The organism is Streptosporangium sp. NPDC051023, assembly GCF_040689595.1.
Taxonomy (GTDB): domain Bacteria; phylum Actinomycetota; class Actinomycetes; order Streptosporangiales; family Streptosporangiaceae; genus Streptosporangium.
Genome location: NZ_JBFBCE010000038.1, coordinates 55,003 through 81,730 on the forward strand (window position 1 = coordinate 55,003; position 26,728 = coordinate 81,730).

Here is a 26,728-nt window from a genome sequence, read left to right on the forward strand (position 1 = left end):
GCCATTCCAGCAGAATCCGCGCGTTGCGACGGCCGGGACCGCCCCTGCGGCACCACCGGCGTGCCGCGTTCCCGTACGGCCCCGGCCGTCACGCTCACTTCGGCGCCACCGCCCACGCGAGGTCGGGCAGGTACCCGGAGGCGACCGTCACCCCGGTGAGTTTCTTGTCGTTGTAGGCGAAGATCTGGTCCTGCCTGGCCACGGCGACGAACCACGCCTGGTCGACGACGTACCGCATGGCCTCCCGGTACAGGCCCGGCTGCCTGCTCTGTGGCGCGGCGGCGGCGTCCGCCAGCATCTTCGCCAGCCTGGGATCCTCGGAGGCGAAGGGGTTGAAGGGCGAGGCGTGCGGAAGCATCCAGTCCAGTGACGTGAGGTAGGTCGGCAGGCCGCCGTAGGCGAAGCCGAGCGCGGGGAACGTCTTGGACATCGCGTTGTTCAGGAAGCCGCCGACGGTGGTGTCGGTGACGACGTTCACCGTGACGCCGATCTGCTTCCACTGCTGGAAGACGGCCTGGGGCAGCAGGTCGAACCCGTTGACCCCCTGTACTTCGGCGCGCAGCGTGAAGCCGTCGGGATATCCGGCGTCCGCGAGCAGCTTCTTCGCCTTGGTCGGGTCGTACGGGTAGCGGTTGTCGTAGTCGGGGACATAGCCATCCAGACCGGGCAGGGAGAGCTGGGTGGTCGGCTGGCCGTACTCCTTGAAGATCGCCTGAGCGATCGCCTGCCGGTTGACGGCGTAGTTCAGGGCCTGCCTGACGCGCACGTCGGCCAGCGGCTTGGCCAGCGTGCCGTCCCGGTCGGCGAGGTTGACCCCGGCGAAGGCGATGGGGGCGTGGATCACCGCGAGCCCGGAGGACTTCGCCGTGTCCGCCTGGTTGGCGATGACGGCGGTCAGGTCGCCCTGCCCGGTCTTGACGGCGTCGAGGGCGGAGCTGGGGTTGGTCACGACCTTGATGACGACCTTCTTCCACCGGATCCGGGACTTGTCCCAGTAGTTGGGGTTCGGGGTGTAGGTGTAGTGGTCGCCGCTCGCGGTCTGCGCGCTGTCCAGCACGTACGGCCCCGCCCCGAAGCTGTTCGCGCCCATCTTCGACGGGTCCGCGAGACCCTTCGGACTGATCACCGAACCGACGAGCTGGATCTGGTCGAGCAGCAGCGGCAGCACCGGATGCGGGGTCGTGCAGCGGATCCGCACGGTGAGCGGTCCCGTCGCGGTGACCGACTCGATCGCGCTTGACCAGGTCGCCGAGTTGAGGCCGTGCTTCCTGGCGTAGTTCAGCGAGTCGGCGACGGCCTGCGCGGTCAGTGGCGTTCCGTCGGCGAACGTGACGCCCTCGCGTAGCGTCAGGTCGAACATCTTGTTGTTGTCCCCGACATAGCCCCACCTGACGGCCAGGGCGGGCTGGACGTCCCCGTCGGGGCCGAGCCTGAGCAGGGTGTCGTAGGTGAGGTTGACGAACCAGTTGTCCGATCCGACGTTGGCCTTCACCGGGTCGAGGGTCGCGGGTGCGGCGCCGGCGACCACGGTGAGGGTGTCCGAGCCGTCCGATCCCGCGGCGGAGCCGCCGCCGCAGGCGGTGGCCGATCCGGTGACGAGCACGATCGAGAGCAGCCCGACCGCGGCGCGATGCCTGGACATCACGTTTCCTCCATGTGAACGTTTCCCGGACGGCCCGCGGCGGACGCCACGCCGTTTCCGGTGGATGTGAGCTCCGCGGCCCGGTGGCAGGCGACCGCCGCCCCGCCGGTGACGCCGTCGACGGGCAGCAGCCTCGGGCGCTCCTTCCGGCAGAGCTCGACGGCGTGTGCGCACCTGGGCGCGAAAGGGCAGCCGATCGCCGTCGGCCGTGACGTGCCCTGGGGGGTGACGGGCTCGTCGTGGCGTCCGGCTCTGATCCGCGGGTCGGGGTCGGGGACCGCGGCGAGCAACGCCCTGGTGTACGGGTGGGCCGGGCGTTCGTAGACCAGGTCGACCGGCCCCGTCTCCATGACGCCGCCCCGGTAGAGGACGACGACGCGGTGGGACAGGTACCGGACGACCGGCAGGTCGTGCGCGATGAACAGGTAGCTCAGCGACAGTTCGCGCTGCAGCTCCGACAGCAGGTTCAACGTCTGCGCCTGGATCGACAGGTCGAGGGCGCTGACCGGCTCGTCGCAGACGACCAGTTCGGCCGACGTCATGAGGGCTCTGGCGATGGCGATGCGCTGCCGCTGGCCGCCGGAGAACTGGCTGGGGTAGCGCTCCGCGGCCTTCGCGGGCAGGCCGACCCGCTCCAGCATCGCCGCGACGCGCGCGTCGGCCCGCGCGGAGCGGTGCCCGTGGTGGACCAGCAGTGGTTCGGCGAGTGTCTGGCCGATCGTCCGCGCCGGGTTCAGCGACGAGTACGGGTCCTGGAACACCATCTGCAGGCGGGCGCTCAGGGTGCGCCTGAGCCCGCGGCCCGCGTGGGTGATGTCGGTCCCGTCGAAGCGGATCCGCCCCGAGGTGACCGGGGTGAGGCCGAGCACCGCGCGGGCGACGGTCGACTTGCCCGAGCCGGACTCGCCGACCAGGCCGACGGTCTCACCGGGGCGGACGTCGAAGGAGACACCGTCGACCGCGCGCAGCGAGGGAGCGTGGCCCCGGCGACCTCGGCGGCCCTGGCCGTACTCGACGGTGAGGTCGTCGACCTCCAGCAGCGTGCGGGGGGTCACGGGCGGGCTCCTTCGCCGGCGAGTTCCTCGACGTGCAGGCATCGCGTGAGCCTGCTCGGGACCGGCCTGGTGAGTGCGACGGGTGCGGTACGGCAGTCGTCCGCCGCGTACGGGCAGCGGGCCGAGAACCGGCAGCCGAGCGGCCATTCGCGCGGGGACGGGACGGTGCCCGGGATGGTGGTCAGCGGCTGCCCGGTCACCGCCCGGTGCGGGTTCGCGGCGAGCAGTCCCGCGGTGTAGGGGTGCAGCGGCCGTACGAACATGGACTCGACGTCGGCCTGCTCGACGACCTGCCCGGCGTACATGACCAGGGAGCGGTGGCAGAGCGTGGCCACCACGCCCCAGTCGTGGGTGACGATCAGCACCGCGACGCCGGTCCGCCGCTGCAGGGTGTGCAGCAGGGTCAGGATCTCCTTCTGCACGCTCACGTCGAGCGCGGTCGTCGGCTCGTCGGCGATCAGCAGCCGCGGTCGGCCGGCCAGGGCGAGGGCGATGAGCACGCGCTGTGCCAGACCGCCGGACAGCTGGTGCGGGTAACGTCCGGCCACTCCCGGCGGGTCGGGGATCCCGACCATCGCGAGGAGTTCGAGCACGCGCTCGCGCGCCTGCTCACGGGTCGCCCGTTCGTGCCGCCGTACGGCCTCCGACAGCTGGGAGAGCACGGTGAACGTGGGGTCGAGGGCGACCATCGGGTCCTGCGACACGTAGGCGATGCCGCTTCCCCGCACCTTGGCCAGCTCCGCGGGGGACGCGGTCAGGTCGGCGCCCGCGAAGACCACGCGGCCCCGGGTGATCCGGCCGTTGCCCGGCACGAGGCCGAGGACGCCGAGGGCGGTCACCGACTTCCCGCACCCGGACTCCCCGACGACCCCGAGCGTCTCGCCCGGCATGACGTCGAAGCTCACGCCCTGGACCACGGGAACGCCGTCGATCTCGATCGTCAGGTCCCGCACGGACAGCAGCGCGCCCGGGGCGGCCTCGCCCGCCGCCCCGGCGATCTCCTCCGCGACGGGCGGCGGGGCCGAGGTCCCGGCGAGCTTGGACACCGACCAGTTCTCGACGGCGGTGTCGCGGATCGCGTCGCCCAGCAAGGTGAGGGCGATCACCGTCAGCACGAGCGGCACCCCGGCGGGCACCAGCATCCAGGGATCGCGGTCGATCACCTGGGAGGCGTCCGCGACCAGGCCGCCCCAGCTGGGGGCGGGGGGCTGCGCGCCCAGTCCGAGGAAGCCGAGCCCGGCCTGGATGATCACGGCGACCGCGGAGAACAGCGCCGCCTGGACGATGACCGTGCCGGTCAGGCGGGGCAGGACGTGCCGCAGCAGAATCTGCGTGTCGGACAGGCCGCAGACCCGCGCCGCCGCGACGTACATCTCCTGGCGGATGCCCAGGGTGCGTGACCGCAGCACCCTGATCATGCCGGGACTGCCGAGCACCCCGAAGGTGATCATGGCGGCGTGCAGGTTGCCGGGGAAAACCGACAGCACGACGAGGACGATGATGATCGCGGGAAGCGCGAACAGCAGGTCCCCGATCCGCGTTATCAGGTGGTCGGCCCAGCCGCCCCGGTATCCGGCGACCAGCCCGAGGCTGACCCCGACGGCCAGGTGGGCCGCGAGCGCCTCGGCGACCGCCAGCAGCGCGGGCCGTCCCCCGAACAGCAGCCTGCTGAGCAGGTCGCGGCCCAGGCTGTCGGTGCCGAAGGGGTGCGTCGCGGAGGGGAGGGCCAGCACCTGGGACAGGTCCTGGTCGAGCGGGCCGTGCGCGGCGATCAGCGGCGCGCACGCGGTCGCGACGGTCAGCAGGACCAGCCAGGCGACGGCGACCACGGCGGAGGGGCGGCGTAGCAGGCGGCGCCCCGGCGTCGGTGGGGGCGTGGTCTTCATGAGGTCCTCACCCGGGGGTCGAGACGGACGTAGGCGAGGTCGACCACGAAGTTCACCACGATCACGAAGACGGTGATGTAGAGAACCGCGCCCTGGATAACCGGGATGTCGTGCTGAACCGTCGCCTGTTGGGTGAGGCTCGCGACCCCGGGCATCGCGAACACGGTCTCGACGAACACCACGGCGCCGAGCAGGCTCACCATCAGCACACCCAGCACGGTCACGATCGGCAGCGCGGCGTTACGCAGGATGTGCCGGTACAGGATCGAGCGCGGCGAGAAGCCGTTGGCCTGCATGACCCGGATGAAGTCCTTGCTCATGGTGTCCAGCACCGAGTCGCGGGTCTGCTTGGCGATGATGGCGACCGCGCCCAGGGCGATCGAGATGACCGGCAGGATCAGCGAGCGCGCCCATCCGCCCGGATCCTCGTCGAGCGGCACGTACCCCGTCACGGGGAACCAGCGCAGCGTCACCGCGAACACCTCGATGACCAGGAGCGCGAGCCAGAACGGCGGGGCGGCCAGGCCCAGCATCGCGAGCCCGTCGACGATCTTCATGAGCACGCCGCCGCGGCGCGCGCTGAGCAGGCCGAGCGCGACGCCGGCGAGCCCGGAGACCACCGTGCTCGCCAGGATCAGGGAGAGCGAGACCGGCAGCCGGTTCTGCAGGATCGACGTCACGGCCTCGCCGCTGAACAGCGACGAGCCCAGATCGCCGTGGAACACCTGGGTGAGCCAGTGCCAGTACTGCGCGGGCAGTGGCTGGTCCAGGCCGAGCTGACCGCGGATGAGCCGGTACTGCTCCGCGGTCGAGTGCTGGCCCGCGATGGTGCGGGCGGGATCCCCGGGAACCAGGGAGACCAGCACGAAGGTCAGTGCGGAAGTGAGGAAAAGCAGTGGCATCGACGCCAGAAGACGGCGGATGGCTAGGCGAAGGGCGCCCATAGCGCCTCCAGAGATTCAGATTTACTTACCGAGTACTCGCTCGGTTATTCTGCTGACAGTAGTGACCCGATAGCCAGGGCGCAAGGGTCGTTTTCCGGTTCTTCCAGCGCGTATCCGCAGGTAGATCGCCTACGGACGGGGTGGCGCCGGAGGGCGCACCCCTACATGCACTCGCGGATCGTCGCCGCCAGCGCCAGCCCTCTCGCGTCCGCGCCGCCGGGCAGTGGCATCCTGGGCGTCGTGTAGCCGAAGCACAGTCCGTCCTCGGGGTCGGCGAAGCCGATGCCGCCGCCGACGCCGTCATGGCCGAAGGTCCGGTGGCTTCCGTAGCCGAGACGTTCGTCCGGCTTCTGGAACAGCGTGGCGAAGCGGGTCGGCATCCCCAGCACCAGGTCGTCGCCGATGACCTGCAGGCGGCTCACGGCCTCGACGGTCTCCGGGCTGAGCAGCCGTTTCCCCGCGACGTCGCTGACGCAGCAGGCGTAGAGTCTCGCCAGCCCGCGCGCGTTTCCGACGCCGCCCATGGCGGGCGGCCCCGCCCTGTGCAGCGCCGTCATGTTGGCCAGCTCGACCAGCGGCGGGAACGGCGGGAACGGCGGGAACGGCGGGAACTCGGCCATCTCCGCGTTCATCGCGACCCCGCCGAGGGTGCCCCGTGCGAACGTCGCCTCCATCAGGGCCAGGACCGCGGGATCGCCGGGGAGCTCGGGGGCGAGCAGCGGGACCACGCGCTCGTCCTCGGACTCGGGCAGGCCGATGAAGAAGTCGACGTCGCAGGGGAGGCGTATCTCGTCGGTGTAGAACTCGGCGAGGGAGCGCCCGTCGGTCCTGCGCACCAGCTCGTCGGTGAGGACGCCGATCGTCAGCGCGTGGTACCCGTGCGCCGCCCCCGGCTGCCAGTACGGCCGCTGGCCCGCCAGGCGCTCGGCCAGCCGCTCGTGCCCGAGCAACTCCTCGACGCCGAAGCCGCCGTCAACGCCGATGAGGCCGCTCTGGTGTGACAGCAGTTCCCGTACGGTCACCGCGGCCTTGCCGTGCTGCGCGAACTCCGGCCAGTACCTGCTCACGGGCTCGTCGAGGTCGAGCAGGCCACGCTCGACCAGCAGGCCGACGCAGATGCCCGAAACGCCCTTGGTGCACGAGAACGTGGTGACGATCGACCTCTCGTGAAGCCTCTCGCCGCCCCACAGGTCGACGACGAGCTCGCCGTCGACGTAGGCCGCGACGGCCGCCGAGTATTCCGGATCCTCGGCGAGAAGCGCCTCGAAGCGTTCCCGAACCCGTTCGAAGCCGGGCAGGATCACGCCGGCGGAGGGCTGTTCTTCCACAGGTCACCTTCCTGAAATAGAAACCGAGCGATTACTCGGTCGGTAACCTATATGGACGTCAACCCGTGGGCAAGGTTCCGTTACCCATGGATTCGGGTTTGGTTCAGACCCCTTGCCGACGTTGACCACAGGATGTATACATGGCATCTATGAGCAGTCTAGAAGCTGTGAGCAGGAAAGATTCGGCTCAGGACGTTGCATACCGATGGCTGAAGCAGCACATCGGCGGGCTGCCGAGGCATGGCGGGACGTTCCTGACCGAGGCGGAGGTCGCGGAGGCGACCGGCACCTCTCGCACCCCTGTTCGGGAGGCACTTCTCCGCTTAGAATCGGAAGGTCTCCTCCAGATAGTGCCGAAGAAGGGCGTTTTCGTTCCGCCGATCTCGGATGCCCAGGTCGAGGCGGTGATGCAGGCGCGAGCCCTCGTCGAGGACTGGGCGGTGCGTCGGGTCACGCCGTCGAGCGAGGAGTTCCTGGCCGAGCTGGAGCGGCTGGTGGCCGAGCAGGAGGCGGCCATCGAGGATCCGGTCGCGTTCATCGACGCCGACCGGGCGTTCCACCGGGCGATCGTACGGCAGGCCGGAAACCCGGTGCTGGCGGAGTTCTACGAGTCACTGCGCGACCGGCAGGTCCGGATGGGGCTGCGCGCGGTCGCGAAGGTGAAGAACCGGGCCGAGACGGTGCTGACCGAGCACCGAGCGATCATCGTGGGTCTGCGCGACAGCAGCCCCGCGGAGGCGGGAGAGGCGCTCGCCACGCACCTGTCCAGCACCCTCGCGGTACTGCGGCTCCCCGACGTCGGCAGCTGGGGCCCGGAACGGTGACATCCCGGGACAACAGACGCCTTGGGGCAGTGCCGGAGGCGGTGTCATGAGGATCGCACTGGTGCAGGTCGCCAGCCCGCCGGAGGAGACGCCGGACGACCGCAGGGCCAGGGTGGGCCGGATGGTCTCCGGGGCACGCGGCGCGGATCTGGTGGTGCTGCCCGAGCTGTGGGCGCCGGGCTACTTCGCCTTCGACGCCTACGCGGAGCGGGCGGAATCACTGGACGGGCCGACGGTCACGGCGGGGCGGAAATGGGCGCAAGAGCTGGGCGCGTACGTGCATCTCGGCAGCGTCGTCGAGCGTGACGGGCGGGGACGGCTGTTCAACACCGCCGTGCTGGTCGGCCCCGACGGCACGATCGCGCACACGTACCGGAAGGTGCACGTGTTCGGCTACGCCTCACGGGAGGCGGAGCTGCTGACCCCCGGCGACCGGCTCGACGTCGCGGAAACCTCCTGGGGCCGCGTCGGCGCGACGACCTGCTACGACCTGCGCTTTCCCGAGCTGTGGCGCGGTCTGGTCGACCGGGGCGCGCAGACCGTGGTCGTTCCCGCCGCCTGGCCCGCGGTCCGCCGTGAGCACTGGCGGCTGTTCACCTCGTGCAGGGCGGTCGAGCAGCAGCTCGTCGTGGTCGCCTGCAACGCCGTCGGCGTGCAGGACGGCGGCGTCGAGCTCGGCGGGTCGAGCCGGGTCGTCGACCCGTGGGGCACCGTGCTCGCCGAGGCGGGACAGGACGAGGGCATCACTCTCTGCGAGGTCGACCCGGACGTGGTCGGCCGGGTGCGCGCCGAGTTCCCCGTGCTCGCCGACCGCCGCTGGCCCCTCGCCCCCGAACCCGCGCCGGAACGGAAACCCGTATCCGCGCCACCCCCTGACCCCGCGCCGGAGCGGGAACCGGCATCCGTATCGACCCCCGAACCGGAACAGACGACAGGACAAGAAACGACGTGATTCTGAACGTCTCAGGCAGCAACGAGCAGCTCGCGATCTCGCCGGAACGGCTGATCGTGGCCGGATACACGGCGAGGGACGAGGCCGCGGTCGCCGAGCACATCGCCGAGCTAGAGGCCATCGGAGTGCCGCGACCGGCCGGCGTCCCGGCCTTCTACGACCTGGATCCGGCGCTGCTGACCACGGACGGCGTCATCGAGGTCGACGGGCCCTCGACCTCGGGAGAGGTCGAGCCGGTGCTGGTCCGCCACGGCGGCCGGTACTTCCTGGCGGTCGGGTCCGACCACACCGACCGCGACCTCGAACGCGCCGACATCGCCGCCTCGAAGGCGGCCTGCCCGAAACCGCTCGGCGAGACCGTCGTCGAGATCGGCACCGGCATGTCGACGCTGGACTGGGACAGCCTGACCGCGGTCTCCAGCGTCGACGGATGGACCTACCAGAAGGGCGCCGTGGCGACGCTGCGGCACCCGGCCGACCTGCTGGAGCGGATGGCCGCGGCGGTCGGCGAGATCTCCGGTGACCTGGTGCTGTTCTGCGGCACCATGCCGCTGCTCAGGAGCGAGTTCACCTACGGCGGCTACTGGCGGATGCATCTCGAACTACCGGCCGGGACGCTCCTGGCCCACGCATACGAAACGAAACGGAGAAGCCTGTGATGCGCAGTGGAGCCGACTACCTGGCCTCGCTGAAGGACGCGCGCCGCGTCTACGTCGACGGTGCCGCGGTCGAGGACGTCGCGCACCACCCGGCGTTCGCGCCCGTCGCGCGCACGATCGCGGAGCTGTTCGACCTCGCCGCCGACCCCGCGTCCGGCATGACCGCCGTCGACCGGGAGACCGGCGCGACCGTCAACCGGGTGTTCACCCTCCCGCGCAGCCGGGAGGACCTGACGGCCTTCCGGGAGGCGGCGACCAGGTGGGCGCGGCACACCCACGGCTGGGTCGGCCGCAGCCCGGACCACGTCGGCGCGTTCCTGGCCGCGTTCGCCGCGCACCCCGAGGCGTTCGCCACCGGTGACCGCGACCTCGCCGCGAACGTCACCGCGTTCCAGCGGCGGGTCGCGGACGAGGACCTGTACGTCTCCTACGCGATCATCCCGCCACAGGTCTCGCGTGCGACCACGGCGCACGCCTGGGACGGGGAGCTGATCCAGGCCGGGGTGGCCGAGGAGAGGCCAGACGGGATCGTGGTCAGGGGAGCGCAGATGCTGGCCACCGGCGGCGCGGTCGCCGACGAGATCCTCGTGTCCTGCATCAAGCCGCTCGGACCGGAGGACGCCGACTTCGCGATCAGCTTCGCCGTGCCCGTCGGGGCTGAGGGCCTGAAGCTGTACTGCCGGAGGCCGTACGCGCCCGCGGCGACGAGCCCGTACGACTACCCGCTGACCACCCGGTTCGACGAGACCGACGCGCTTGTGGTGTTCGACGACGTGTTCGTCCCCTGGGAGCGGGTGTTCGTCTACCGTGACGTGGCCGGGCTGCGCAGGCAGTTCTTCGACACCGGCGCGCACGTGCTGGGCAACTGGCAGGCGCAGATCAGGTTCACGGTGAAACTGCGGTTCCTGGCCGGGCTGGCCCGCAAGGTCGCCGCGGTCAACGGGGTCGACAGGTTCCCCGGTGTCGTGGAGAAGCTGGGTGAGCTGGCCGCCCTGGTCTCCCTGGTCGAGTCGGCGGTTCTCGCCGCCGAGTACACCGCGGCACCGGACGAGCAGGGCCTGTGGCGCCCCGGTGCCCGTGCCGTCTACGGCGCGATGGGCCTGCAGACCGAGATCTACCCGCGCGTGCTGGCGATCCTGCGCGACCTGGTCGGCGGCGGGGTGCTGCAGGTGCCCTCCAGCGTCGCGGACATGACCACCCCGGAGACCCGCGCCGACATCGACCGCTACGTGCACAGCCCCGGCGTCTCGGCCGAGGAGCGGGTCAAGCTGTTCAAGCTCGTCTGGGACGCGGTGGGCAGCGAGTTCGCCGGCCGTCACCACCAGTACGAGATGTTCTACGCGGGCGCCCCCTTCGTGGTGAAGGGCTACGCCTTCCGTAACTACGGCTTCGAGGAACCGCTCGCCGAGGTGGACGCGTTCCTGGCCGGTTACGACCTCGGCTGAGGCGGGCATCCCGTACGGCCGCCGCCTCCTCGGACGTCTCGCCCGCGCGGGGGCGCCGTGGAGAGAGCGATGACCTGGAGAAACAGATGAGCAAACCGGAACACGAGTTCTTCCCCGTCACCGACGTCGGCTTCACCGTCTGCGCCGGGGACGACCCCGCCATCACCGAGCGGATCCTCGCGAAGGACCCCGGGACCGGGGTGGCGACCCGCGTCCTGCGCTACGCGCCCGGCGCGGACTCGACCCCGCTGGGCGTGCAGAGGCACGACTTCTGGGAGGAGGTCTACATCCTCGAAGGATCGTTCACCGACCTCACGCTCGGCGAGACCTTCACCGCGGGCATGTACGCCTGCCGTCCGCCGGGCATGCCGCACGGCCCGTGGCGCACGAGCGAGGGCGTGCTCACCTTCGAAGTCCGCTACCGCGCATGATCCGCCTGTGGAGAATCCCATGATTCCCAGCCCAGCCCCGCCCGTCCCCACGGTCGACCCTCTGACGATGCGACGCACCATGGGCCGCTTCGCCACCGGTGTCGCCGTGGTCACCACCAGCGTCGACGGCGTCCCGCACGGCATGACCGTCAACTCCCTGACCTCGGTCTCGCTGGACCCGCCGCTGCTGCTGGTCTGCCTGACCACCGGAGCCCGCAGCACCGACGCCGTCACCAGGTCGGGGCGGTTCGCGGTCAGCATCCTGTCCGCGCGCCAGGAACAGCTGGCCCTGCGCTTCGCCCGCCGCGGCGAGGACCACTTCGCGGGCCTCGACGTCACGTACGGCAGGCACGCGGTGCCGGTCATCCCGGACGCGTTCGCCCACCTGGAGTGCGAGGTCGAGCGGCACTTCGTCGCGGGGGACCACGTCGTGGTTCTCGGACACGTGCTCACCGTCTGCGAGCGGGACGGCGAACCGCTCGGGTTCATGGGCGGGAGGTTCGGCGACGTCGTCGACCGCGGGCACGAGCCCGTCTCCTGGTTCTTCTGACCCGCTCGCCGCGCGGTTCCTCACGAGCTGACGGTGAGGGCGCGGAGAGCGGGAAGAGGGGGAGGGGACGACCGGGAGCGTTCGCGCCCGGCGGCCCCTCCCCCCGTCACGGTTCCACGGGCCGTTCGTGAGCCGGGCTAGTTCGTGAGCCGGGCTAGTAGGTCACGATGTCCAGGCCGGGCCAGTCACGGGTCGCGGTGCCGAAGTCCTGGAAGATGAGCCATTCGGTCGAGCCGCTGACGCCGTAACCGGTGATGGTGCCGATCGCGCGGGTCGCGCTTGAGCCGTTCTCCAGGTTGAAGACGGGGCCGCCGCTGTCGCCGCCCCGGGGGCCCTGCCCGTTCTTCTTCGCCGAGATCAGGTCGTCCCAGCACTCAAAGTTGCCGTAGAGGTCCCTGTCGCAGATCTTGGTGAAGGCGCTGTCGACCGTGTAGCCGCACCGGGCGCCGGTGGTGGTGCCCGAGTAGCACAGCGACTGGCCGGGGAAGGACCAGCCCCAGCCGATGACCGGCTTGGTGAAGTCGTTGACGCCCGGGGTGCCGTCCCAGATCCGGCCGATCACCTGGGTCTGGATGAGCAGCAGGTCGTGGCCGACGTTCTCGTGCGTGGCCCTGCCGATCTCCTCACGGCCGGGGTCGGTGAACAGGTCGCCGGGCGCGCCGCAGTGCCCGGCGGTCAGCAGGAACTCGTTGCTGCCTGCCCGCACGCCGAACCCGGCGGTGCAGGTGTAGGCCTTCCCCGTACCTCCGCACGACCCTCCGGCGAACGAGTCGTGGCGGAGCGCCCCGCCGCCGTACCAGCCGGCGGTGTCGTCGCAGCGGGTGCTGGTCGCCGTGATCGGCTCACGCTGCTCGACGGTGACGGGCACCCCGACGTCCGGGGTCGCGGCCAGGGAACGGGCCTGGGAGGGGGCGGTCAGCGCCTGCAGGCCGCTGCCGTCGACCAGCGCCTTGACGGCGTGGATCTGGCCGCCGTGCTCGACGCCCGCGGCCTGCCACAGCTTCGCGGAGGCGGCCCGCAGCTCGCTCCTGGAGTGGGCGGCGGACCGCACGTCGATCGGCACGCTCGCTTGGCGGACGGCCCGCTCGATCCGCTTGGGCGGCGTGCCCTTCCACCACAGGAGCAGCCGGTCGCCGGAGATCTCCAGCCCGGCGTATCCGGCCTCCTGGCCGTCCTCGACCAGGTTGCGGATCTTGGTGCCCGCCCGGACGAGCGGCTGCTGCCGGTCCATGGCCGCGCGGTCCTCGGGGGCGAGGTAGTTCGACGGCTCGGCGGGCGTCGGCGGAACGGGTTTGGTGGAGGGATCGGTGAGGGCGTTCGCCGAGGCCGAGCCGAACCCCACTGCGGTGAGGGAGAGGCCTAACAAGGCGGCGGCGACGTACCTCTTGGTCATTGAGAACACAAGAACCCCGTTTACAGTCGGTCCGAAAAGGACTCCCAAGATCTACAAACGGCTCGCTACGCGGGGAACAAGATCACATATCTGGGTGGTGAACACGAGCCGAACGGCGGAAGCGGGAGGCGTTGTCGGAACGGTGAGTCGTCGGTCTGTCACGTCGATGGCGGTTTTTCGGTCATGGACACGACGAACGGCGACCGGGGATTGGGACACATGGACGACCGCGAGTTTCCTGCCGACCGCTTCGAGGGCACCGCACCCGTCTGTGCTCGGTGGCCTAACGGCTGAGACGGCGCTTCGGCACGGAAAAGGCGTGCCCGCCCGCCCCGTCAGGGCGAGCGGACACGCCTCCTGGTTTCTGCCGGTCGATCGGTTCCGCCGACCGGCGCGGTTTCGTCAGCTGCTGACGCGGCCGTCGATCGTCGCGCCGGAGACGGCCCTGGTCTTCTGGGAAGTGACCGCCGCCGCGGTGCCGGAACCGGGCAGGTTCCTGCTGTAGGCGTAGACCACGGCGGCGGTCGCGATCGCGCCGGTGTTCAGCGCGAGGGCCTTGTCGTTGATGTTGGAGATGTCGTCGCAGGCCTGGTGGTAGCAGCTGTCGTACGGCTTGCCCGCGGTGCCGCCGAACAGCTTGGCCTCCTCGGCCGTCTTGACGCCCTCCGCACCGGTGAACAGGCCTCCGCCGGGGATGCCGACCGCGATGAACGGGCCGTAGTCGGAGCGGCCGTCGAAGTCGGTGCCGTTGTGGGGCTGGCGCAGGGTGTCGAAGTACTTCTCGAACAACTTCTCGATCTGGTCGGAGCCCGCGGGCCCCGCGGGGGAGCCGGTGGCGTCCGAGTCGTCACCGTCGTAGATCTTGAGGGCGTAGTTGGGGGAGGCGACCATGTCGAAGTTGAGGTACAGCTTGATCTTGGCGCGCTGTTCGGCGGTCAGGTTGTCGACGTAGAACTGGGAGCCGAGCAGCCCCAGTTCCTCGCCGCTCCACCAGGCGAAGCGCAGCTTGTTCGTCGTGTGGAGCCTGCCGAGCGCCTCGGCGACGGCGAGGTCGGCCGCGCTGCCCGAGCCGTTGTCGTTGATGCCGGGCCCGGCGGGCACGGAGTCCAGGTGCGCGCCGATCATGACGACCTTGTCCGGGTCGCCCCAGCGCGAGTCGGCGATCACGTTGTGGGTCGTGCGGGTCTCGCTGGTGGTGTCGGTCTTGACGTGCACGACCGTGCCCGAGGGGGAGGCAAGGTCCTCGCCGACGGCGAAGCTCGCCCCCACGACGGGGATGGTCACGCCGGGGCCGGAGAGCCTGCCCTGAACGGTCGCGGTACGGCCAGGCTGGCCCTCGTTGAAGATGATGACCGCCGAGGCGCCCGCGGCCTGGGCGTTGCGCGCCTTGGTGTCGAAGGGGCAGGTGCCGCGCTGGATCAGCGCGATGTTGCCGCGGGTGAAGCCCGCGAAGTCCGCCGCCTCACAGCCGGAGGTCGAGCCGGGAGCCGGGCTCGGCGGCAGCGTCAGGTCCACGTTCTGGACCGTCGCGGTGACGTCACCCGAGCCCGAGTAGGTCATGGTCGCGAAGTCGCCGACCGAGGAGCCGTCCGGCGGGGTCGGGGCGTAGGTCTTGGCATCGGGGGAGACTTGCGCCAGCGACGCGGTCGAGTTTTCCGTGAAGAAGCCGAACTCGAACGGCTGGAGTGTGACGTTGTAACCGGCCTTGCGCAGCTTCCCCGCGACGTAGTCACGGGAGGCGTCGTGCCCCTTCGTCCCGGCGGCGCGGGTTCCGTGGTTGGCGTTCGCGATGTTCTGCAACGCCCGCAGGTGGTTCTTGACCGCGGGGGCCGTCACCGAGTCGATCAGCGCCCTCTGGGCGACGTCCTGGCCGGGATCGGCCTTGGCCGGTGCGACCAGGGCGAGGGGAAGGCTGAAAGCCGCGGCCATGGTGACCAAGCGGATCGTGTTTTTGCGCAGTTTTATGCGCATCTGGACTCCTCCACTGCTCTGAAATACGGAGAAATCCCCCGAGGTGCCACTGCGGGGAATCTGTGAAGTGACACTTAACGGAACCTAACCGCCCAGCGCCTTTTGGGAAAGAGTCCTTGCTGTAAAAAAAGGCGCGCCGGGAATCCCGGCGCGCCCGTGACCTGTGAGATGTGTCAGTCGTCGTGGATGTCACCCGGGTTGCAGTAGTCGATCTGGTTGGTGGTCTTGAACGGACCGTTGATGATCTTCCGGATGAACTTCCCGGTCTCCAGGATCTCCTCGGCCGAGGCCTCGTAGGTGAACTCCTGTCCCGCCTGCAGCCGCCGGTCGCCGATCAGGATCGGTCTGTGGACCCGGTAGATCGGCGCCCAGGGGCAGCAGTAGTAGTGGCTGTTCAGCACCGAGACGTCGCCGCGCTCGATCCCCTGGTTGATGTCCTCCTGGAAGCGCAGCGTCTGGGCCGGATTGGGGTCGTGACGCCACAGCTCGGTGATCGACTCGCGGGCGCGTGGATCGTTCTTCCACCGCTCCAGCGTCTTGCGGTCGGTGAGGCACCACTGGTCGAACCCGGGCTGGCCGGGGCGCGGCAGCTTCTTGCGCGGCTGCGCGGTGCCGGCGAGGTCGCCACCGGTGCCGGTACCTGTGCCTGTGCCTGTGCCGAAGTTGTCCTGGCGCGGCTGGCCGTACGTCCTGAGCAGGGCGGGCATCGCCACGAGCTGGCCCAGGTGGTGGTAGGTCTCCAGGGCGCGGTGCAGGCGTTTCTCGATGAGCTCGTGCAGTTCCGCGCTCGCGTCCGGCGAGTACATGTTGGTCGCGTAATCCGCCGCGGTCGCGGCCTCGGCCGCGATCTGCCGCAGCCGGTCGCGGTCGGCGTGCCGCGTCTCAGGGATGCCCGCCGCCTCGAACAGGGCGAGCGCCACCTCTGCGTGCTGCCTGATCGCGGCACCCGCCGCGATCATCGCCTCCAGATGGGCGCGCGGGCACGGCTCGGCCTCGACCCAGCCGGGCAGGTCGGCGGGCAGCGAGCGCGGGTCGGCGATCCGGTATCCGGGATTGGCCGCGGCCTGCCGGGCCAGCGACAGCCAGCCCTCGACCTGGCCGAAGAACGCCCACACCTGCTCGGCGGTGACCTGCGGCAGGTAGCCGACCGTTCGCGCGTCGGCCTGGTAGTCCGCCTCGATCATCTTGTCGCCGAGCGTCTGCAGGACGAACGCGTTCCACGCGTAGAGCTGCTGCGCCGAGACCGCCTCTGAGGCGCTCCACGGGTCGATCCCCCCGGTGGCCAGGTCCCTGCGCAGGATCTCCACCTCGTCGAGCACCTGGTAGACGCCGATCCCGGCCTTTTGCACCGCCTCAAGGGTGGCAGCCGGCACCTCATTCTTGAATCCTGCGATGACGCGCGTCAGTAGTCCCGGCTTGTCAGACATTCATCTCCTATCACTGCCCCGTCAGATAACTGACGTGTGATCGGTGAGAGAGGTTCCCTCATTCGGGAGAATGTCATAACGAAATATCGAGTCATGGAGTCGTCACGATAGGTTTCCACACTTCACCCATATTGCGGTGGTTCACTATTCGGAGTTTTGGAACGTTCGGACCGTACGGCGATGACGTCGGCCCCGGCCTCGCGGAGCTCGGCGGCGTACGCCTCGCCCTCGTCGCGCAGCACGTCGGCCTCACCGTTGAGGACCACTGTCGGCGGCAGTCCCCAGCCATCAGCGCCAGCCCTTCGGTGTGCTCCCGGTACGGCGAGGCCGCGAACGGGGGTGGATCGGGTTCACCCTGGTCGGGGCCGGGCGTGGAATCATGGGGTGAATGAGCGGCGAGGCGCGGAACGAGGGCAGGCGGGGGCGCGGGCGGGGGGCCAGGCAGAACCGCGCCGAGACCGAGGCGGCGCTCATGGAGGCGGCTCTGCGCATCCTGGAACGCGACGGCGTGCTGGCCGGGCTCAGCCTGCAAGAGGTGGCCGATGAGGCCGGGGTCAACCGCGGGCTGATCCACCACTACTTCGGCGGCCGTCAGGCGCTGCTGCGCGCCGCGCTGGAATCGCGCAGGAACGCCGGGGCCGAGCGGTTCGCGCGTGTCCGTTCCCGCCTCCCCGAGGAAAAGGAGGCCTGGGCGTTCCGCGTGCACGCGCGTGACGCGACCTATCCGCGCGTCGTGACCCTTCTGGCGCTCGACGGGGACGAGGAGTTCGAGCCGCTCGCCTACCTCGGGCAGCGTGTCGAGGACCTGGAGCGGGAGACGGCCGAGGGACGGGTGCCGCCGGGGATCGACCTGCCCGCGCTGCTGGTGCTCTGGGACAGTTTCATGTACGGCTACTTCGTCATGCGCCCCGCGATCGCCCGGCAGCTCGGCGTCACGGAGGCCGAGCTCGACCGCCGGGTGATGGCCACCTTCGCCCTGCTGACGGGCCGTTCGGCGGACTAGCGTTTCAATCGAAAGTTGATTGACCTGCGTCGTCTACGCGTGTTTGCCTTTAGCGAAACGCTAAACGAGCTCCAGGAAAGGAGCTGACGATGCATGTTCTCCGTACCGTTCTCGCCGCGGCCACTCTCGTGCTGGTCGCGGGGAGCGGCGCCGTGCGGCCCGCCTTCGCGGCCACGGCCCCCTCGCTCTCGCCCTCGTCCATGTCCTTGTCCCCGTCCTTGTCCCCGTCCTTGTCCATGGCGGACCGGACGCTGGTCACCGTCTCGGACGGTCCGCTGAAGGGGGTCGCGAGCGGTGACGTCCGCGTCTTTCGCAACGTGCCGTACGCGGCTCCGCCCACGGGGGCGTTGCGCTTCGCGTCGCCCAGGCCGCCCGCGAAGTGGACCGAGCCGCGGGACGCGAGCCATCCGGGCAACCGGTGCCCCCAGGCGGCGGCGATGGGCAGCGGCGGCAGCCTTGACGAGGACTGTCTCACGCTGGAGGTGACCGCACCCGCCAAGGGCGGGAAACGGCCGGTCATCGTGTGGCTGCACGGCGGTGTCGGACTGTCCGGGTCGGGCATCGACTACGACGCCAGGCGTCTGGCGAGCCAGGGCGGGGTCGTCGTGGTCGCACCCAACTTCCGCATCGGCGTGCTGGCCGCGTTGCAGCATCCCGCGCTGGACGCCTCCTCGGCGACCGGCAGCTCGGGCTCCTGGGGGGTCGAGGACCAGCTCGCCGCCCTGCGCTGGGTCAGGAAGAACGTCGCCGCCTTCGGCGGAGACCCGGGCAACGTCACGATCGCCGGGCAGTCCGCGGGCTCGACGGCGGTGTGCGGGCTGCTACTCACGCCGCTGGCCAAGGGCCTGTTCGACCGGGCGGTCATGCAGAGCGGGCCGTGCGACCTGCGCTGGGCGAAGAACGCCCTGTTCGAGGGGACACCGCCGAGCGACGGGCGGCCCATGAGCCAGAAGGAGAAGCTCCCCGGCAACCTGCGTACGGCCGCGAGCCTCGGCTGCCCGGATGAGAAGGAGGCCGCGGCCTGCCTGCGTGCACTGCCCGTCCAGAAGTTCATGGACGCCCAGGCGACCGGGGCCGAGGTCGGCGGCGGCTGGGGCACCGCGATACAGCCGGTGCGGGACCCCCTCGGCAAGGGGGCCTACAACCGGGTGCCGGTCATGATCGGCGCGACCAGCCACGAGAGCAGGCTCTTCCTGAGCCTCCGCTTCGACCTGCAGGGCAAGCCGCTGACCGCCGCGCAGTACCCGGAGAAGGTCAGGGAGAGCTTCGGCAAGGACGCGGGCCGGGTCCTGCGGCACTACCCGCTGAAGAAGGGCGCGCGGCCCGCCGAGACACTGGCCGCCGTCTACACCGACCACGGCTGGTTCTGCCCGACGCTCACCACCGCGAAGAAGCTCACCCGCAGGACTCCCGTCCACATCTACGAGTTCGCCGAGACACCGGTCTCCTCCGTCCCCGGCCTCAGCTTCAACCCGGGGGCCGCGCACGGCACCGACGTGTCCTACCTGTTCGACTACCAGGGTAAGAACGTCCTGAAGACCAAGGCGCAGCGCGCCTTCGCCAAGACGGTGATCAAGATGTGGGCGCGCTTCGCCGCGACGGGCGACCCGAACGGCCCCGGCCTGCCCTCCTGGCCGCGCGCGCCCAGGGTGCTCGCCCTGGACTCGGACGGCGCGGGCATCCGCCCCGTCGACGCGGCCAGAGCACACCAGTGTGGCTTCTGGAAGTAGTCCGGACTTCCAGAACGGCCGGGCCGGGGGGACGGTGACGTCCGCTCCCGGCCCGGTCACATTCAGGGCCGGGAGATGAGACGGCAGCCGCCTCGTGGCTCGCCGCCCGAACGCGGCGACGAAACCGCGCTCTGGCCCGTCAGTGCTGGGGGATCGTCCCGGTGAAGCGGTGCCCGGCGAAAACGCCGGAGACGGCGGTCTCGTCCGTGGCGCGGAACGCCTCCCACGACAGGCGCACCGCGCGGGACCCGCCTCCGTCCGTGACGTCCAGCCGCGCGGTGGCGTCGCGGAAGGAGGGGTCCGCACCGCTCAGCCGGATCTCGCCGCTCACGGTGAGGTCGTCGACGAAGCGGACGCCCCGCAACCGGATGGTGGCCGTCCTGTCGTCGAACGCGAGCAGACCGCCGCGCAGGCCCGCCTCGGTGGCCCCCTGCCAGTACGGCGACCTGAGGGGATTACGCCTGGCCGCCGCGTCGGCCACGGTGGCGAAGACGGCCGCGAGAACCCGCCGCTCGCGTGCGGCCAGGCCGACACCCTGCGCGGGGGGCACCGGCGGAGTCGCGGTCCATGGTCGTGCGCGCAGCCCCGATGAGGATCTGCATCGTGCTGATGTTGTGGGCGACCACGTCGTGCAGCTCGCGGGAGATGTGACGGCGCTCAGCGCGTACGGCCTCCTCGGCGAGCGCGACCCGTTTCCTGTGGGCGTTTTCCTCGCGCAGCCGCATCAGTCTGCCCGCCCCGACGAGCAGCAGCGGGACGAACCATCCCAGAGAGCCGGAGTTACGGGGCCCGGCTCCTGTGACAAGGTGGATGATCGGCGTCGCCGTCGCGTAGAACAGCCCGGCCGCGACCGCCGCGATCCAGGCGGTACGGGCCCTGCCGTGCCTGCCCGCCGCGTACAGGGCCAGCATCGTCTGCAGGCCGTACCCCTGCCAGCCCGTGGACACGACGATCACGCAGTCGCAGACGACGGTGACGGTCGTGACGGTGATCGGTTGGGTCCGCCGCCACAGCAGGGCCGCGGACGAGACGGTGACGAGCGTGAGCGTCAGGACGGAGAGCGTCCCCGCGGAGAACCTGTCCTGCAGGACGGCCAGGGCGACGTAGATCGCCCACACGGTCAGCACGACGAGCACGTCGGCGACGCGTGAGCGATTCACCGTGCCGGAGCCGGGAGGGGACTCGGCTGCTCGGGTCATGGTGAACCAGGGTTCCAGACCGCTGTGCTTCGGGCCATGGGCTGACAAGGGGACATGGGGATGACGAGGGGACATGGGGCTGACAAGGGGATGACGCGGTCGCGGCGGTTTCCCGGCGGGCCGGGGAGCTTCCGGCCGCTGGAACGGCAGCGGCGTTCCCGGTGAACCAGAGCATGCCGAAAGCGGTACGGCGGTCGCCCGCGGACCGGCGGCTCGGGTCGAAGACCGTCGGGGGCCTCTGCTTGGATGCTCGGCATGAACGTCACAGGGCTGCTCGCGGAGACACGGGACATCGAGGGTCTGGACCTTTCGAAGATGGCGCTGACCGATGTGCTGGCGGCGGAGCCGTACAGGTTCAGGAACTGCGACCTGACGCGGGCCGATCTGAGCGAGGCCGACCTGGTGGGCCACGTCTTCGAGAAGTGCGTGCTCGACGGAACCGACTTCCGGGGCGCGGATCTCGAAGGCGCCCGGTTCGACGGCGGCGGAGGGGCGGGAACCAGATTCGTCGGCGCGGAACTGACCGACGCGGTCTTCACCGGCGTCGACCTTTCCGGCGCCCAGTTCGGCAACGCGCTGCTGACCGACGTGAGCTTCACCGGCTGCCGGATGATCGGTGCCGGTCTCACCGGGTCCCGGGGCACCTCCTTCTTCCTTTCCCGCTCCAACCTGACCCTGGCCGACCTGTCCGGCTGCTCCTTCAGGAAACAGGAGTTCGAAGGCGTCCGGTTCGACGAGGCCAACCTCTCCGACTGCGACTTCACCGGCGCCGTTTTCACGGACTGCCGCCTCATCCGCGCGAGGCTGATCGGCACGAAGTTCACCAAGGCCGACCTGAGGGGCGCCGACATAGGTGGGCCGGACGACGGCCAGCTCCGGGCTCTCACCGGCGCGATCATCAGCTCCGCCCAGGCCGCCGCCATTCTCGCGATCCGCGGGCTGACGGTTCTGTAGGGGCACCCTTTCGCGCCCGAGGCCCGGCCTATGGGTGATGAGGCGCCGAGCGGATTCTCCGAGGTTTCGGCCGGGAAAGAATCACGAACCTCTATCTACCGATTAATGAAGACTTATGGGCATATGGTTGCCCTTGGCGGCGTGTGTGCTGCTGCTTGCCATCTCGGGGGCATCGACCTCGCGAATCCGCTCGTTCCGCTTTCCCGAATTGTCGCCGCGGAGAGGTGACAGATGCCTAAAGGTGGCAACTGCGAGAAGGTCTCAGGATGCTCTCCGCCGAGAGTGGGATGGGGGGGTGCCGAGGCGGTAGCGGTCGAGGTGGAGGGGCTTGGGTGCCTGAAAGGCGGCTTGTGTGGGTAAAGGGCCGCACGCTCCGGTGTCCGGTATCCGAGAGCTGAATTCCCGGTGAACTGATTGACGCTTTCCGTGGCATATGCCGTGGAGTGCAGAGAATTGAATCAGTTTGCGAGGAGGGATGAACGGTGGCCGTTCAGGAGTTTCTTGGGCAACTGGTGAACTTCTTCGGTGGCGCCGGCCAGATCCTTTTGGGAATAGCTCTTCTCATCGCGACTCCTTTTCTCGATCGCCTGCTCGTACGGCGCAAGCGCATAGGTTTTCGGGTTCTGTACAATTCCAGGATTGGTGTTGGCCCGGAAAAACTCCACGACGGCGCCGACCCCATCAGATCAGGGCCGAAACAGCTCCGCCAGGTGACGCGGATGCTCGACGGGATGAGCATCGTCGTCATCCGCATCCGCAACAGCGGCAGCTACGACATCGACCCTGAGGACTTCCACACGCCGCTGTCGTTCACCTTCGGCGGCCGTGTGGTGTGGAACGCCAGGGTGTCCGAGGCGAGCACGGAGGAACTGCGCGAGAAGCTGTGGAAGAGCCTGCGCTTCTTCGCCACCGAGGGGGCCCAGCCTCCCCGTGACAGCCTCGACACCGTGCGCAGGCGGCTCTACGGGCGGATGAGCCGCCTGCTCCGTGCCTCGCCGGAGCAGGATCCGGCCGAGCCGAACTGGTACGGCGTGCGGATCGAAGGGCTGTCCCTGAAACGCAAGGAGAAGGCGAAGCTCGTCGTCGTCCTGCGCGAACCCGTCTCCCTCAAGGACGACGGCGTCACCAAGGGCTTCGGCTACGGGGGCAAGCTCAAGGACACCGGCCTGATCAAGGACGAGGGTGAGCCGCGTCGTGTCACGTTGCCGCGGGTCAGCGGTGTGCTGGCGATCGGGCTTGCCTCCATCCTGGTGATGAACCTGCTCTCCAGACCGGCCGACTCGACCATCGCGTGCTCGTCCGGCGACCTGCGGATCGAGGGGTCCAGCGTGCTCATGTCGACGATGCGGGCGATCGCCGACGAGTACGTCAAGGCCTGCGGGGACGGCGTGCGGATCACGACGAAGGCCAACGGCTCCCTCGAAGGGGTCCGCACCGTGGTCGAGTCCGATCCCGCGAACGCGGACGGGGTCATCGCGCTGTCCGACACCAGGAGCCACCAGCACGACCAGCTGTACGCCCAGAAGCTCGCGATCGTCGTCTACTACGTGGTGGTGAACAGCGGAGTCGAGCTGACCACGCTGAGCGTCGAGGACCTGCGCAAGATCTCCGACGGCACCTGGAAGACCTGGGACCAGGTTCCCGGCGCGGGCGAGAGGTCCCTGCCGATCCGGATCGTCGGACGCGGGCAGAACTCGGGGACCCGGCAGATCTTCGAGCAGCGGGTGCTCGGCGGTGGTGAGAGCTCGCTGTCGTCAGACGAATGCCTCGTGAAGGACCGTAACCCGAAGGCGCCGGTCATCCGCTGTGAGCGCGACGACAACGCCCAGGTCATCCAGATGATCAGTACGATCCCCGGGGCGATCGGTTACGCCGACGCGCTGTCGACCACGGAGGCGCGCCGGGCCAACAGGATCACGGCGCTGACGCTGGACGGCAAGCCGTTCGACGTCTCGACCGCCATCGAGTCCGGCTACCCGTTCTGGACGGTTGAGTACATCTACATCAAGAGCAAGCCCGCGCCGGACTCCCTGACGGCGCACTTCCTCGATTTCGTGCTCAAGCACGAACGCGCCCGGATCCGGCTCACCGAGTCGGGCTTCAGGCCCTGCATGAGGCCACAGGGTCCCCTGGAGCTGTGCAACCTCCGCTGACCGGGCCGCTGCTCGGACCGGCTGTTCGTGACCCGGACCGCTCGGACCGGCTGTTCGTGACCGGACGGCTCAGACCGGCGGCTCAGACCGGCTGCTCGCCCCGCTTCGGGGCGGCCTGAGCCCGCAGCCGGGCGGCCTGCTCCTCCAGTCGCCGGGCCTGTTCTTCGAGTGAGGCGGCGGAGGCGGGCTGGACCTGAGGTTCGTCCTCTTCGCGCAGCTTGGCCGTCTCCGCCTTGAACACGCGCAGTGATCGACCGATGGAACGGGCCATCTCCGGCAGCTTCTTCGAGCCGAAGAGCACCACCAGGACGAGGACGATGATCAGTATCTCACCGGCTCCCAGATCAGCCATGACACATCCTTACGTGGAGTGGGATGCCGAGCACTTCTCCTTCGATGGTACGCACGCCACCGGCCGCCTCCGGCGCGGGCTCCGCCCGCCCGCGCCGTGACTCTCCGTACCGCGGTCTTCAGGTCACCTGCGGTTTCTGGCCGCCGCAGGGCGGAAACGGCCGGCTCTCAGCGGAGCAGGGCGTAACCGTACAGCGCTCCGGCCGGGCCGGTGGCGAGGGCACGGATCCGCCGATCGAGGAGACCGGGGTAGGACCCCTTCCTTTGACTGCCGCCGATGAGGACCACCGCGCCGTCGTCGGGAGAGCCGACAAGGAGATCGTCGAAGGCGTTCCCCTGTTGCCTGACCGAGGCCAGGGCGCCGCCGAAGCCGCGTTCCCCGCGGGGGATGAGGACGTTGTGGTGGCTGGTCAGGCCGCCGGAGCGGGTGCCCGCCAGCACCTGGACGGCGTTCTCGCCCGGCGCGCCGATCGCGAGATCGTCGTCTCCGTCCCCGTTGAAGTCACCGGCGGCGAGGGCGGCGCCGAAGCGGTCGGAGTAGCGCGTCTTCCCCTTGACGCCGTGGGTGTTCTGGGTCCACATCTCGCTGCCCAGGGCGGTCAACCCCCCACGCGAGCCGTACAGCACGTTGACCGCCCCGGCCCCGTACTCGAGCGCGCGCACGTTCGCGTCGAGGTCCTCTCCAGGAACGCCGATCGCGAGGTCGTCACGGTCGTCGGCGTTGAAGTCGCCGACGGCGAGGGCGGCGCCGAAGTGGTCCCACTTCTCGCCCGCGCCCTTCACGTTGGGGCTTTCCTGGGTGTAGACCCCCGCCTGGCGCGCGGCGAGGTCCAGGATCGTCACCGATCCCGCCCCGGACCGCAGCCCTCCGTCTCCCGGCGCGCCGACCGCGACCTCGTCCCGGCCGTTGCCGTCGAAGTCACCGACGGCGAGGACCGAGCCGAACTCGTCGGTGTTCAACGCGTCCTGGCCGATCCACGAGGTCGCCTTGGTGATCATGTACGGCTTGCGTCCCTTGACCCCGTACACGCCCACACCGCCCCCGACGTCGAGCCCGGGAGCCCCGATGACCAGCTCGTCGGCCTTGTCACCGTCGAGCTGACCGGCGGCGAGCGCGGCGCCGAACCGGTCGTGGGCCGGGCGCAGCCCGAAACCGGAGATGTTCAGCACCTTCCCCGGGCGCAGGCCCCGAGGTGACCCGTAGAACAGGTGCACCGTCCCGTCGCCGTCCGCCCCGGGCTCCCGGTCGCCCAGGAACTCCTCGGAAGCCCCGACGGCGAGGTCGGCGCAGCCGTCGCCGTTGAAGTCCCCGGTCGCGACGGCGGAGCCGAACGAGTCGCCCGTCTCCGCGGAGTCGGGCACGTCTGGGCTGTTCTGGGACAGCTGCTCGGCTCTGCTCACGCCGTACATGACGGTCACCGCACCGGCACGGAAGCCGCCGCCGACCGTGGCGTACGGCGCGGTGATCACCGCGTCGGCGCGGCCGTCCGCGTCGAAGTCGGAGGGCACTCCGGAACAGGCCCCGGCGGTGGCGGCGGTGGCGGTGGTGGCGGTTCCGGGGGCGAGGAGCGAGGCGACGAGAGCGGAAGCAAGGAGGACGCTCATATGTCGAACGGTCCCCACCCCTGGCCACGAACGCGTGAAATCCGCATGACCGACTCACGTAGAGAACATGCAGGTCTGGGGGGAACGACATGGGAATCCGTGCAGGTCCGGCCCCCGGGACGGGAAGCGGGGGGCGGGATGTCCCGTGCGGACGGGCCGTGGCGGACCGGCGGGGCGCGGGGGCCCGCACTTTCGAAGGGGCGCGATTCAGCACAGAATGAAGCCGCGAAGATCCTGCCAAGAGAAGGCGGCTCCGATGGACTTCCGTGATGACGCTGACCTCGACGCCTCCCAGGTGGAGGACATCGGCGGTGGGGGCGGTGGTTTCCCCGGCGGAGGCCTCATGATCGGTGGTGGTGTCGTCGGCGTCGTGGTGCTGGTCGCGGCGGCGGTGCTCCTGGGGATCAATCCCGCCGCCCTGCTGGGTGGTGGCGGTGGTGGCGGCGGTTCCCGGCCCGCCGGTGCGGCTCCGACCTCGGATCTTGGCAGTCAGTGCCGTAAGGGCAGCGACGCCGACCAGTCGGACAAGTGCCGCGTGGTCGGTGTGGTCAACAGCGTGCAGGCGTACTGGCGGGACGCGTTCGCCGAGCGCGGCAAGGGGGCTTACCGCACCGCCAGGACCATCCTGTTCACGGGAGGCGTGAACACGGGCTGCGGTCAGGCCAGCTCCGCGGTCGGTCCCTTCTACTGCCCGGCCGACAGCCGTGTCTACCTCGACCTGGGCTTCTTCTCCGATCTGGAGAGCCGTTTCGGCGCCAAGGGAGGGCCGTTCGCCCAGGCGTACGTGATCGCCCACGAGTACGGCCACCACGTGCAGAACCTGATCGGCACCTCACGGCGGGTCGGCAACGACCGGCAGGGGGCGCAGAGCGCCTCGGTCAGGCTGGAGCTTCAGGCGGACTGCTACGCGGGGGTGTGGGCGAAGAACGCCGTCACCACCGGGTTCTACGAGGGGCCGTTCACCTCCGCCGACATCCGGGAGGCGCTGGACGCCGCGGCGGCGGTCGGCGACGACAGGATCCAGCGGCGTACCCAGGGCAGGGTCGATCCGGAGGGCTGGACGCACGGCAGTTCGGAGCAGCGGGTGAAGTGGTTCACCACCGGCTACGAGACGGGAGCTCCCGCCCGCTGCGACACCTTCTCCGGCGGCATCTGACCGACGGACGAGCCCGAGCCCCGGCGGAGCGTTACGGGGAGTCCTCCGCGGGCGGTTCGGAGGGGAACGG

At 69.9% G+C, this 26,728-nt stretch carries 24 protein-coding genes and 1 pseudogene; 11 read left to right on the forward strand and 14 right to left on the reverse strand.

Features of this window, described 5'->3' with window-relative positions; translation table 11 throughout:
- Positions 1 to 94 precede the first annotated feature (94 nt).
- The 5 genes from AB0395_RS24900 to AB0395_RS24920 all read right to left on the reverse strand — a co-directional run bounded on the left by AB0395_RS24900 (position 95) and on the right by AB0395_RS24920 (position 6,855).
- Complete coding sequence (locus AB0395_RS24900) at positions 95 to 1,642, reverse strand: ABC transporter substrate-binding protein (RefSeq protein ID WP_366284334.1); 1,548 nt, start codon at positions 1,640 to 1,642, stop codon at positions 95 to 97.
- The gene (locus AB0395_RS24905) at positions 1,642 to 2,697 is read right to left on the reverse strand and encodes an oligopeptide/dipeptide ABC transporter ATP-binding protein (RefSeq protein ID WP_366284337.1); all 1,056 of its coding nucleotides are present in this window, start codon (positions 2,695 to 2,697) and stop codon (positions 1,642 to 1,644) included. Before AB0395_RS24905 ends, AB0395_RS24900 begins: the two co-directional genes overlap by 1 nt.
- Positions 2,694 to 4,583: a dipeptide/oligopeptide/nickel ABC transporter permease/ATP-binding protein gene (locus tag AB0395_RS24910; protein ID WP_366284340.1), complete on the reverse strand. Its 1,890-nt coding sequence runs from the start codon at positions 4,581 to 4,583 to the stop codon at positions 2,694 to 2,696. The genes AB0395_RS24905 and AB0395_RS24910 overlap by 4 nt, the downstream gene beginning before the upstream one ends.
- A complete protein-coding gene (locus tag AB0395_RS24915) occupies positions 4,580 to 5,527 on the reverse strand; it encodes an ABC transporter permease (protein ID WP_366284343.1) in 948 nt (315 codons plus the stop codon). The genes AB0395_RS24910 and AB0395_RS24915 overlap by 4 nt, the downstream gene beginning before the upstream one ends.
- 161 nt (positions 5,528 to 5,688) lie before the next feature.
- Positions 5,689 to 6,855, reverse strand: coding sequence for a serine hydrolase domain-containing protein (locus AB0395_RS24920; RefSeq protein ID WP_366284345.1), 1,167 nt, complete (start codon positions 6,853 to 6,855; stop codon positions 5,689 to 5,691).
- 167 nt (positions 6,856 to 7,022) lie between these two features.
- On the opposite strand from AB0395_RS24920, the gene AB0395_RS24925 reads away from it, so the two are divergent.
- From AB0395_RS24925 to AB0395_RS24950, 6 genes are all read left to right on the forward strand, one after another.
- Entirely contained in the window at positions 7,023 to 7,679 is a 657-nt protein-coding gene (locus tag AB0395_RS24925) for a GntR family transcriptional regulator (protein ID WP_366284347.1), read from the forward strand.
- A 46-nt stretch (positions 7,680 to 7,725) separates the two neighbouring features.
- Positions 7,726 to 8,631 (forward strand): nitrilase-related carbon-nitrogen hydrolase, encoded by a 906-nt coding sequence (locus AB0395_RS24930; protein ID WP_366284350.1) that lies wholly within the window; start codon positions 7,726 to 7,728, stop codon positions 8,629 to 8,631.
- Positions 8,628 to 9,290 carry a DUF2848 family protein gene (locus tag AB0395_RS24935; protein ID WP_366284353.1) on the forward strand — a complete coding sequence of 221 codons (663 nt, stop codon included), beginning with the start codon at positions 8,628 to 8,630 and terminating at the stop codon, positions 9,288 to 9,290. Before AB0395_RS24930 ends, AB0395_RS24935 begins: the two co-directional genes overlap by 4 nt.
- Positions 9,290 to 10,735, forward strand: coding sequence for a 4-hydroxyphenylacetate 3-hydroxylase N-terminal domain-containing protein (locus AB0395_RS24940; RefSeq protein WP_366284403.1), 1,446 nt, complete (start codon positions 9,290 to 9,292; stop codon positions 10,733 to 10,735). The genes AB0395_RS24935 and AB0395_RS24940 overlap by 1 nt, the downstream gene beginning before the upstream one ends.
- A gap of 86 nt (positions 10,736 to 10,821) precedes the next feature.
- Positions 10,822 to 11,166, forward strand: a complete 345-nt coding sequence (locus AB0395_RS24945) for a cupin domain-containing protein (RefSeq protein WP_366284355.1) — start codon at positions 10,822 to 10,824, stop codon at positions 11,164 to 11,166.
- A 67-nt stretch (positions 11,167 to 11,233) separates the two neighbouring features.
- The gene (locus tag AB0395_RS24950; protein ID WP_366284357.1) at positions 11,234 to 11,716 is read left to right on the forward strand and encodes a flavin reductase family protein; all 483 of its coding nucleotides are present in this window, start codon (positions 11,234 to 11,236) and stop codon (positions 11,714 to 11,716) included.
- A gap of 154 nt (positions 11,717 to 11,870) precedes the next feature.
- Here AB0395_RS24950 and AB0395_RS24955 read toward each other — a convergent pair whose 3' ends face one another.
- From AB0395_RS24955 to AB0395_RS24970, 4 genes and pseudogenes are all read right to left on the reverse strand, one after another.
- On the reverse strand, positions 11,871 to 13,109 hold the full coding sequence (locus AB0395_RS24955; protein ID WP_366284359.1) for a hypothetical protein: 1,239 nt from the start codon (positions 13,107 to 13,109) through the stop codon (positions 11,871 to 11,873).
- Between the two features lie 402 nt (positions 13,110 to 13,511).
- Positions 13,512 to 15,080, reverse strand: a complete 1,569-nt coding sequence (locus tag AB0395_RS24960) for a M28 family metallopeptidase (protein ID WP_366284362.1) — start codon at positions 15,078 to 15,080, stop codon at positions 13,512 to 13,514.
- Between the two features lie 173 nt (positions 15,081 to 15,253).
- Complete coding sequence (locus AB0395_RS24965; RefSeq protein ID WP_366284365.1) at positions 15,254 to 16,507, reverse strand: hypothetical protein; 1,254 nt, start codon at positions 16,505 to 16,507, stop codon at positions 15,254 to 15,256.
- 170 nt (positions 16,508 to 16,677) lie between these two features.
- A pseudogene (locus AB0395_RS24970) lies at positions 16,678 to 16,788 on the reverse strand (alpha/beta hydrolase fold domain-containing protein); the annotation flags it as partial.
- A gap of 107 nt (positions 16,789 to 16,895) precedes the next feature.
- On the opposite strand from AB0395_RS24970, the gene AB0395_RS24975 reads away from it, so the two are divergent.
- Both AB0395_RS24975 and AB0395_RS24980 read left to right on the forward strand, forming a co-directional pair.
- Positions 16,896 to 17,510 (forward strand): TetR/AcrR family transcriptional regulator, encoded by a 615-nt coding sequence (locus AB0395_RS24975; RefSeq protein WP_366284367.1) that lies wholly within the window; start codon positions 16,896 to 16,898, stop codon positions 17,508 to 17,510.
- An 89-nt stretch (positions 17,511 to 17,599) separates the two neighbouring features.
- On the forward strand, positions 17,600 to 19,240 hold the full coding sequence (locus tag AB0395_RS24980; protein WP_366284369.1) for a carboxylesterase family protein: 1,641 nt from the start codon (positions 17,600 to 17,602) through the stop codon (positions 19,238 to 19,240).
- A gap of 139 nt (positions 19,241 to 19,379) precedes the next feature.
- Here AB0395_RS24980 and AB0395_RS24985 read toward each other — a convergent pair whose 3' ends face one another.
- Positions 19,380 to 19,721: a hypothetical protein gene (locus tag AB0395_RS24985; protein WP_366284371.1), complete on the reverse strand. Its 342-nt coding sequence runs from the start codon at positions 19,719 to 19,721 to the stop codon at positions 19,380 to 19,382.
- Positions 19,696 to 20,439: a histidine kinase gene (locus AB0395_RS24990; RefSeq protein WP_366284374.1), complete on the reverse strand. Its 744-nt coding sequence runs from the start codon at positions 20,437 to 20,439 to the stop codon at positions 19,696 to 19,698. Before AB0395_RS24990 ends, AB0395_RS24985 begins: the two co-directional genes overlap by 26 nt.
- A gap of 255 nt (positions 20,440 to 20,694) precedes the next feature.
- On the opposite strand from AB0395_RS24990, the gene AB0395_RS24995 reads away from it, so the two are divergent.
- Positions 20,695 to 21,393 (forward strand): pentapeptide repeat-containing protein, encoded by a 699-nt coding sequence (locus tag AB0395_RS24995; RefSeq protein WP_366284376.1) that lies wholly within the window; start codon positions 20,695 to 20,697, stop codon positions 21,391 to 21,393.
- Positions 21,394 to 21,851: 458 nt separating this feature from the next.
- Here AB0395_RS24995 and AB0395_RS25000 read toward each other — a convergent pair whose 3' ends face one another.
- A complete protein-coding gene (locus AB0395_RS25000; protein WP_366284379.1) occupies positions 21,852 to 22,058 on the reverse strand; it encodes a hypothetical protein in 207 nt (68 codons plus the stop codon).
- A 66-nt stretch (positions 22,059 to 22,124) separates the two neighbouring features.
- On the opposite strand from AB0395_RS25000, the gene AB0395_RS25005 reads away from it, so the two are divergent.
- Positions 22,125 to 23,546, forward strand: coding sequence for a substrate-binding domain-containing protein (locus tag AB0395_RS25005; protein WP_366284381.1), 1,422 nt, complete (start codon positions 22,125 to 22,127; stop codon positions 23,544 to 23,546).
- An 82-nt stretch (positions 23,547 to 23,628) separates the two neighbouring features.
- Here AB0395_RS25005 and tatA read toward each other — a convergent pair whose 3' ends face one another.
- Positions 23,629 to 23,898, reverse strand: coding sequence for a Sec-independent protein translocase subunit TatA (tatA, locus tag AB0395_RS25010; protein WP_366284384.1), 270 nt, complete (start codon positions 23,896 to 23,898; stop codon positions 23,629 to 23,631).
- A gap of 167 nt (positions 23,899 to 24,065) precedes the next feature.
- Complete coding sequence (locus AB0395_RS25015) at positions 24,066 to 25,502, reverse strand: FG-GAP repeat protein (RefSeq protein ID WP_366284386.1); 1,437 nt, start codon at positions 25,500 to 25,502, stop codon at positions 24,066 to 24,068.
- A gap of 256 nt (positions 25,503 to 25,758) precedes the next feature.
- Here AB0395_RS25015 and AB0395_RS25020 point away from each other — a divergent pair, with 256 nt between their 5' ends.
- A complete protein-coding gene (locus tag AB0395_RS25020; RefSeq protein ID WP_366284389.1) occupies positions 25,759 to 26,658 on the forward strand; it encodes a neutral zinc metallopeptidase in 900 nt (299 codons plus the stop codon).
- Positions 26,659 to 26,728: the final 70 nt, after the last annotated feature.

Coding starts and splice junctions, on each gene's coding strand:
- AB0395_RS24940 (WP_366284403.1), top strand. CDS start 9,290: ATGCGCAGTGGAGCCGACTACCTGGCCTCGCTGAAGGACGCGCGCCGC.
- AB0395_RS24910 (WP_366284340.1), bottom strand. CDS start 4,583: ATGAAGACCACGCCCCCACCGACGCCGGGGCGCCGCCTGCTACGCCGC.
- AB0395_RS25020 (WP_366284389.1), top strand. CDS start 25,759: ATGGACTTCCGTGATGACGCTGACCTCGACGCCTCCCAGGTGGAGGAC.
- AB0395_RS24975 (WP_366284367.1), top strand. CDS start 16,896: ATGAGCGGCGAGGCGCGGAACGAGGGCAGGCGGGGGCGCGGGCGGGGG.
- AB0395_RS24955 (WP_366284359.1), bottom strand. CDS start 13,109: ATGACCAAGAGGTACGTCGCCGCCGCCTTGTTAGGCCTCTCCCTCACC.
- AB0395_RS24980 (WP_366284369.1), top strand. CDS start 17,600: ATGCATGTTCTCCGTACCGTTCTCGCCGCGGCCACTCTCGTGCTGGTC.
- tatA (WP_366284384.1), bottom strand. CDS start 23,898: ATGGCTGATCTGGGAGCCGGTGAGATACTGATCATCGTCCTCGTCCTG.
- AB0395_RS24990 (WP_366284374.1), bottom strand. CDS start 20,439: ATGACCCGAGCAGCCGAGTCCCCTCCCGGCTCCGGCACGGTGAATCGC.
- AB0395_RS24930 (WP_366284350.1), top strand. CDS start 7,726: ATGAGGATCGCACTGGTGCAGGTCGCCAGCCCGCCGGAGGAGACGCCG.
- AB0395_RS24950 (WP_366284357.1), top strand. CDS start 11,234: ATGCGACGCACCATGGGCCGCTTCGCCACCGGTGTCGCCGTGGTCACC.
- AB0395_RS24900 (WP_366284334.1), bottom strand. CDS start 1,642: ATGTCCAGGCATCGCGCCGCGGTCGGGCTGCTCTCGATCGTGCTCGTC.
- AB0395_RS24915 (WP_366284343.1), bottom strand. CDS start 5,527: ATGGGCGCCCTTCGCCTAGCCATCCGCCGTCTTCTGGCGTCGATGCCA.
- AB0395_RS24945 (WP_366284355.1), top strand. CDS start 10,822: ATGAGCAAACCGGAACACGAGTTCTTCCCCGTCACCGACGTCGGCTTC.
- AB0395_RS24995 (WP_366284376.1), top strand. CDS start 20,695: ATGAACGTCACAGGGCTGCTCGCGGAGACACGGGACATCGAGGGTCTG.
- AB0395_RS24965 (WP_366284365.1), bottom strand. CDS start 16,507: ATGTCTGACAAGCCGGGACTACTGACGCGCGTCATCGCAGGATTCAAG.
- AB0395_RS25005 (WP_366284381.1), top strand. CDS start 22,125: ATGAGCATCGTCGTCATCCGCATCCGCAACAGCGGCAGCTACGACATC.
- AB0395_RS24960 (WP_366284362.1), bottom strand. CDS start 15,080: ATGCGCATAAAACTGCGCAAAAACACGATCCGCTTGGTCACCATGGCC.
- AB0395_RS25015 (WP_366284386.1), bottom strand. CDS start 25,502: ATGAGCGTCCTCCTTGCTTCCGCTCTCGTCGCCTCGCTCCTCGCCCCC.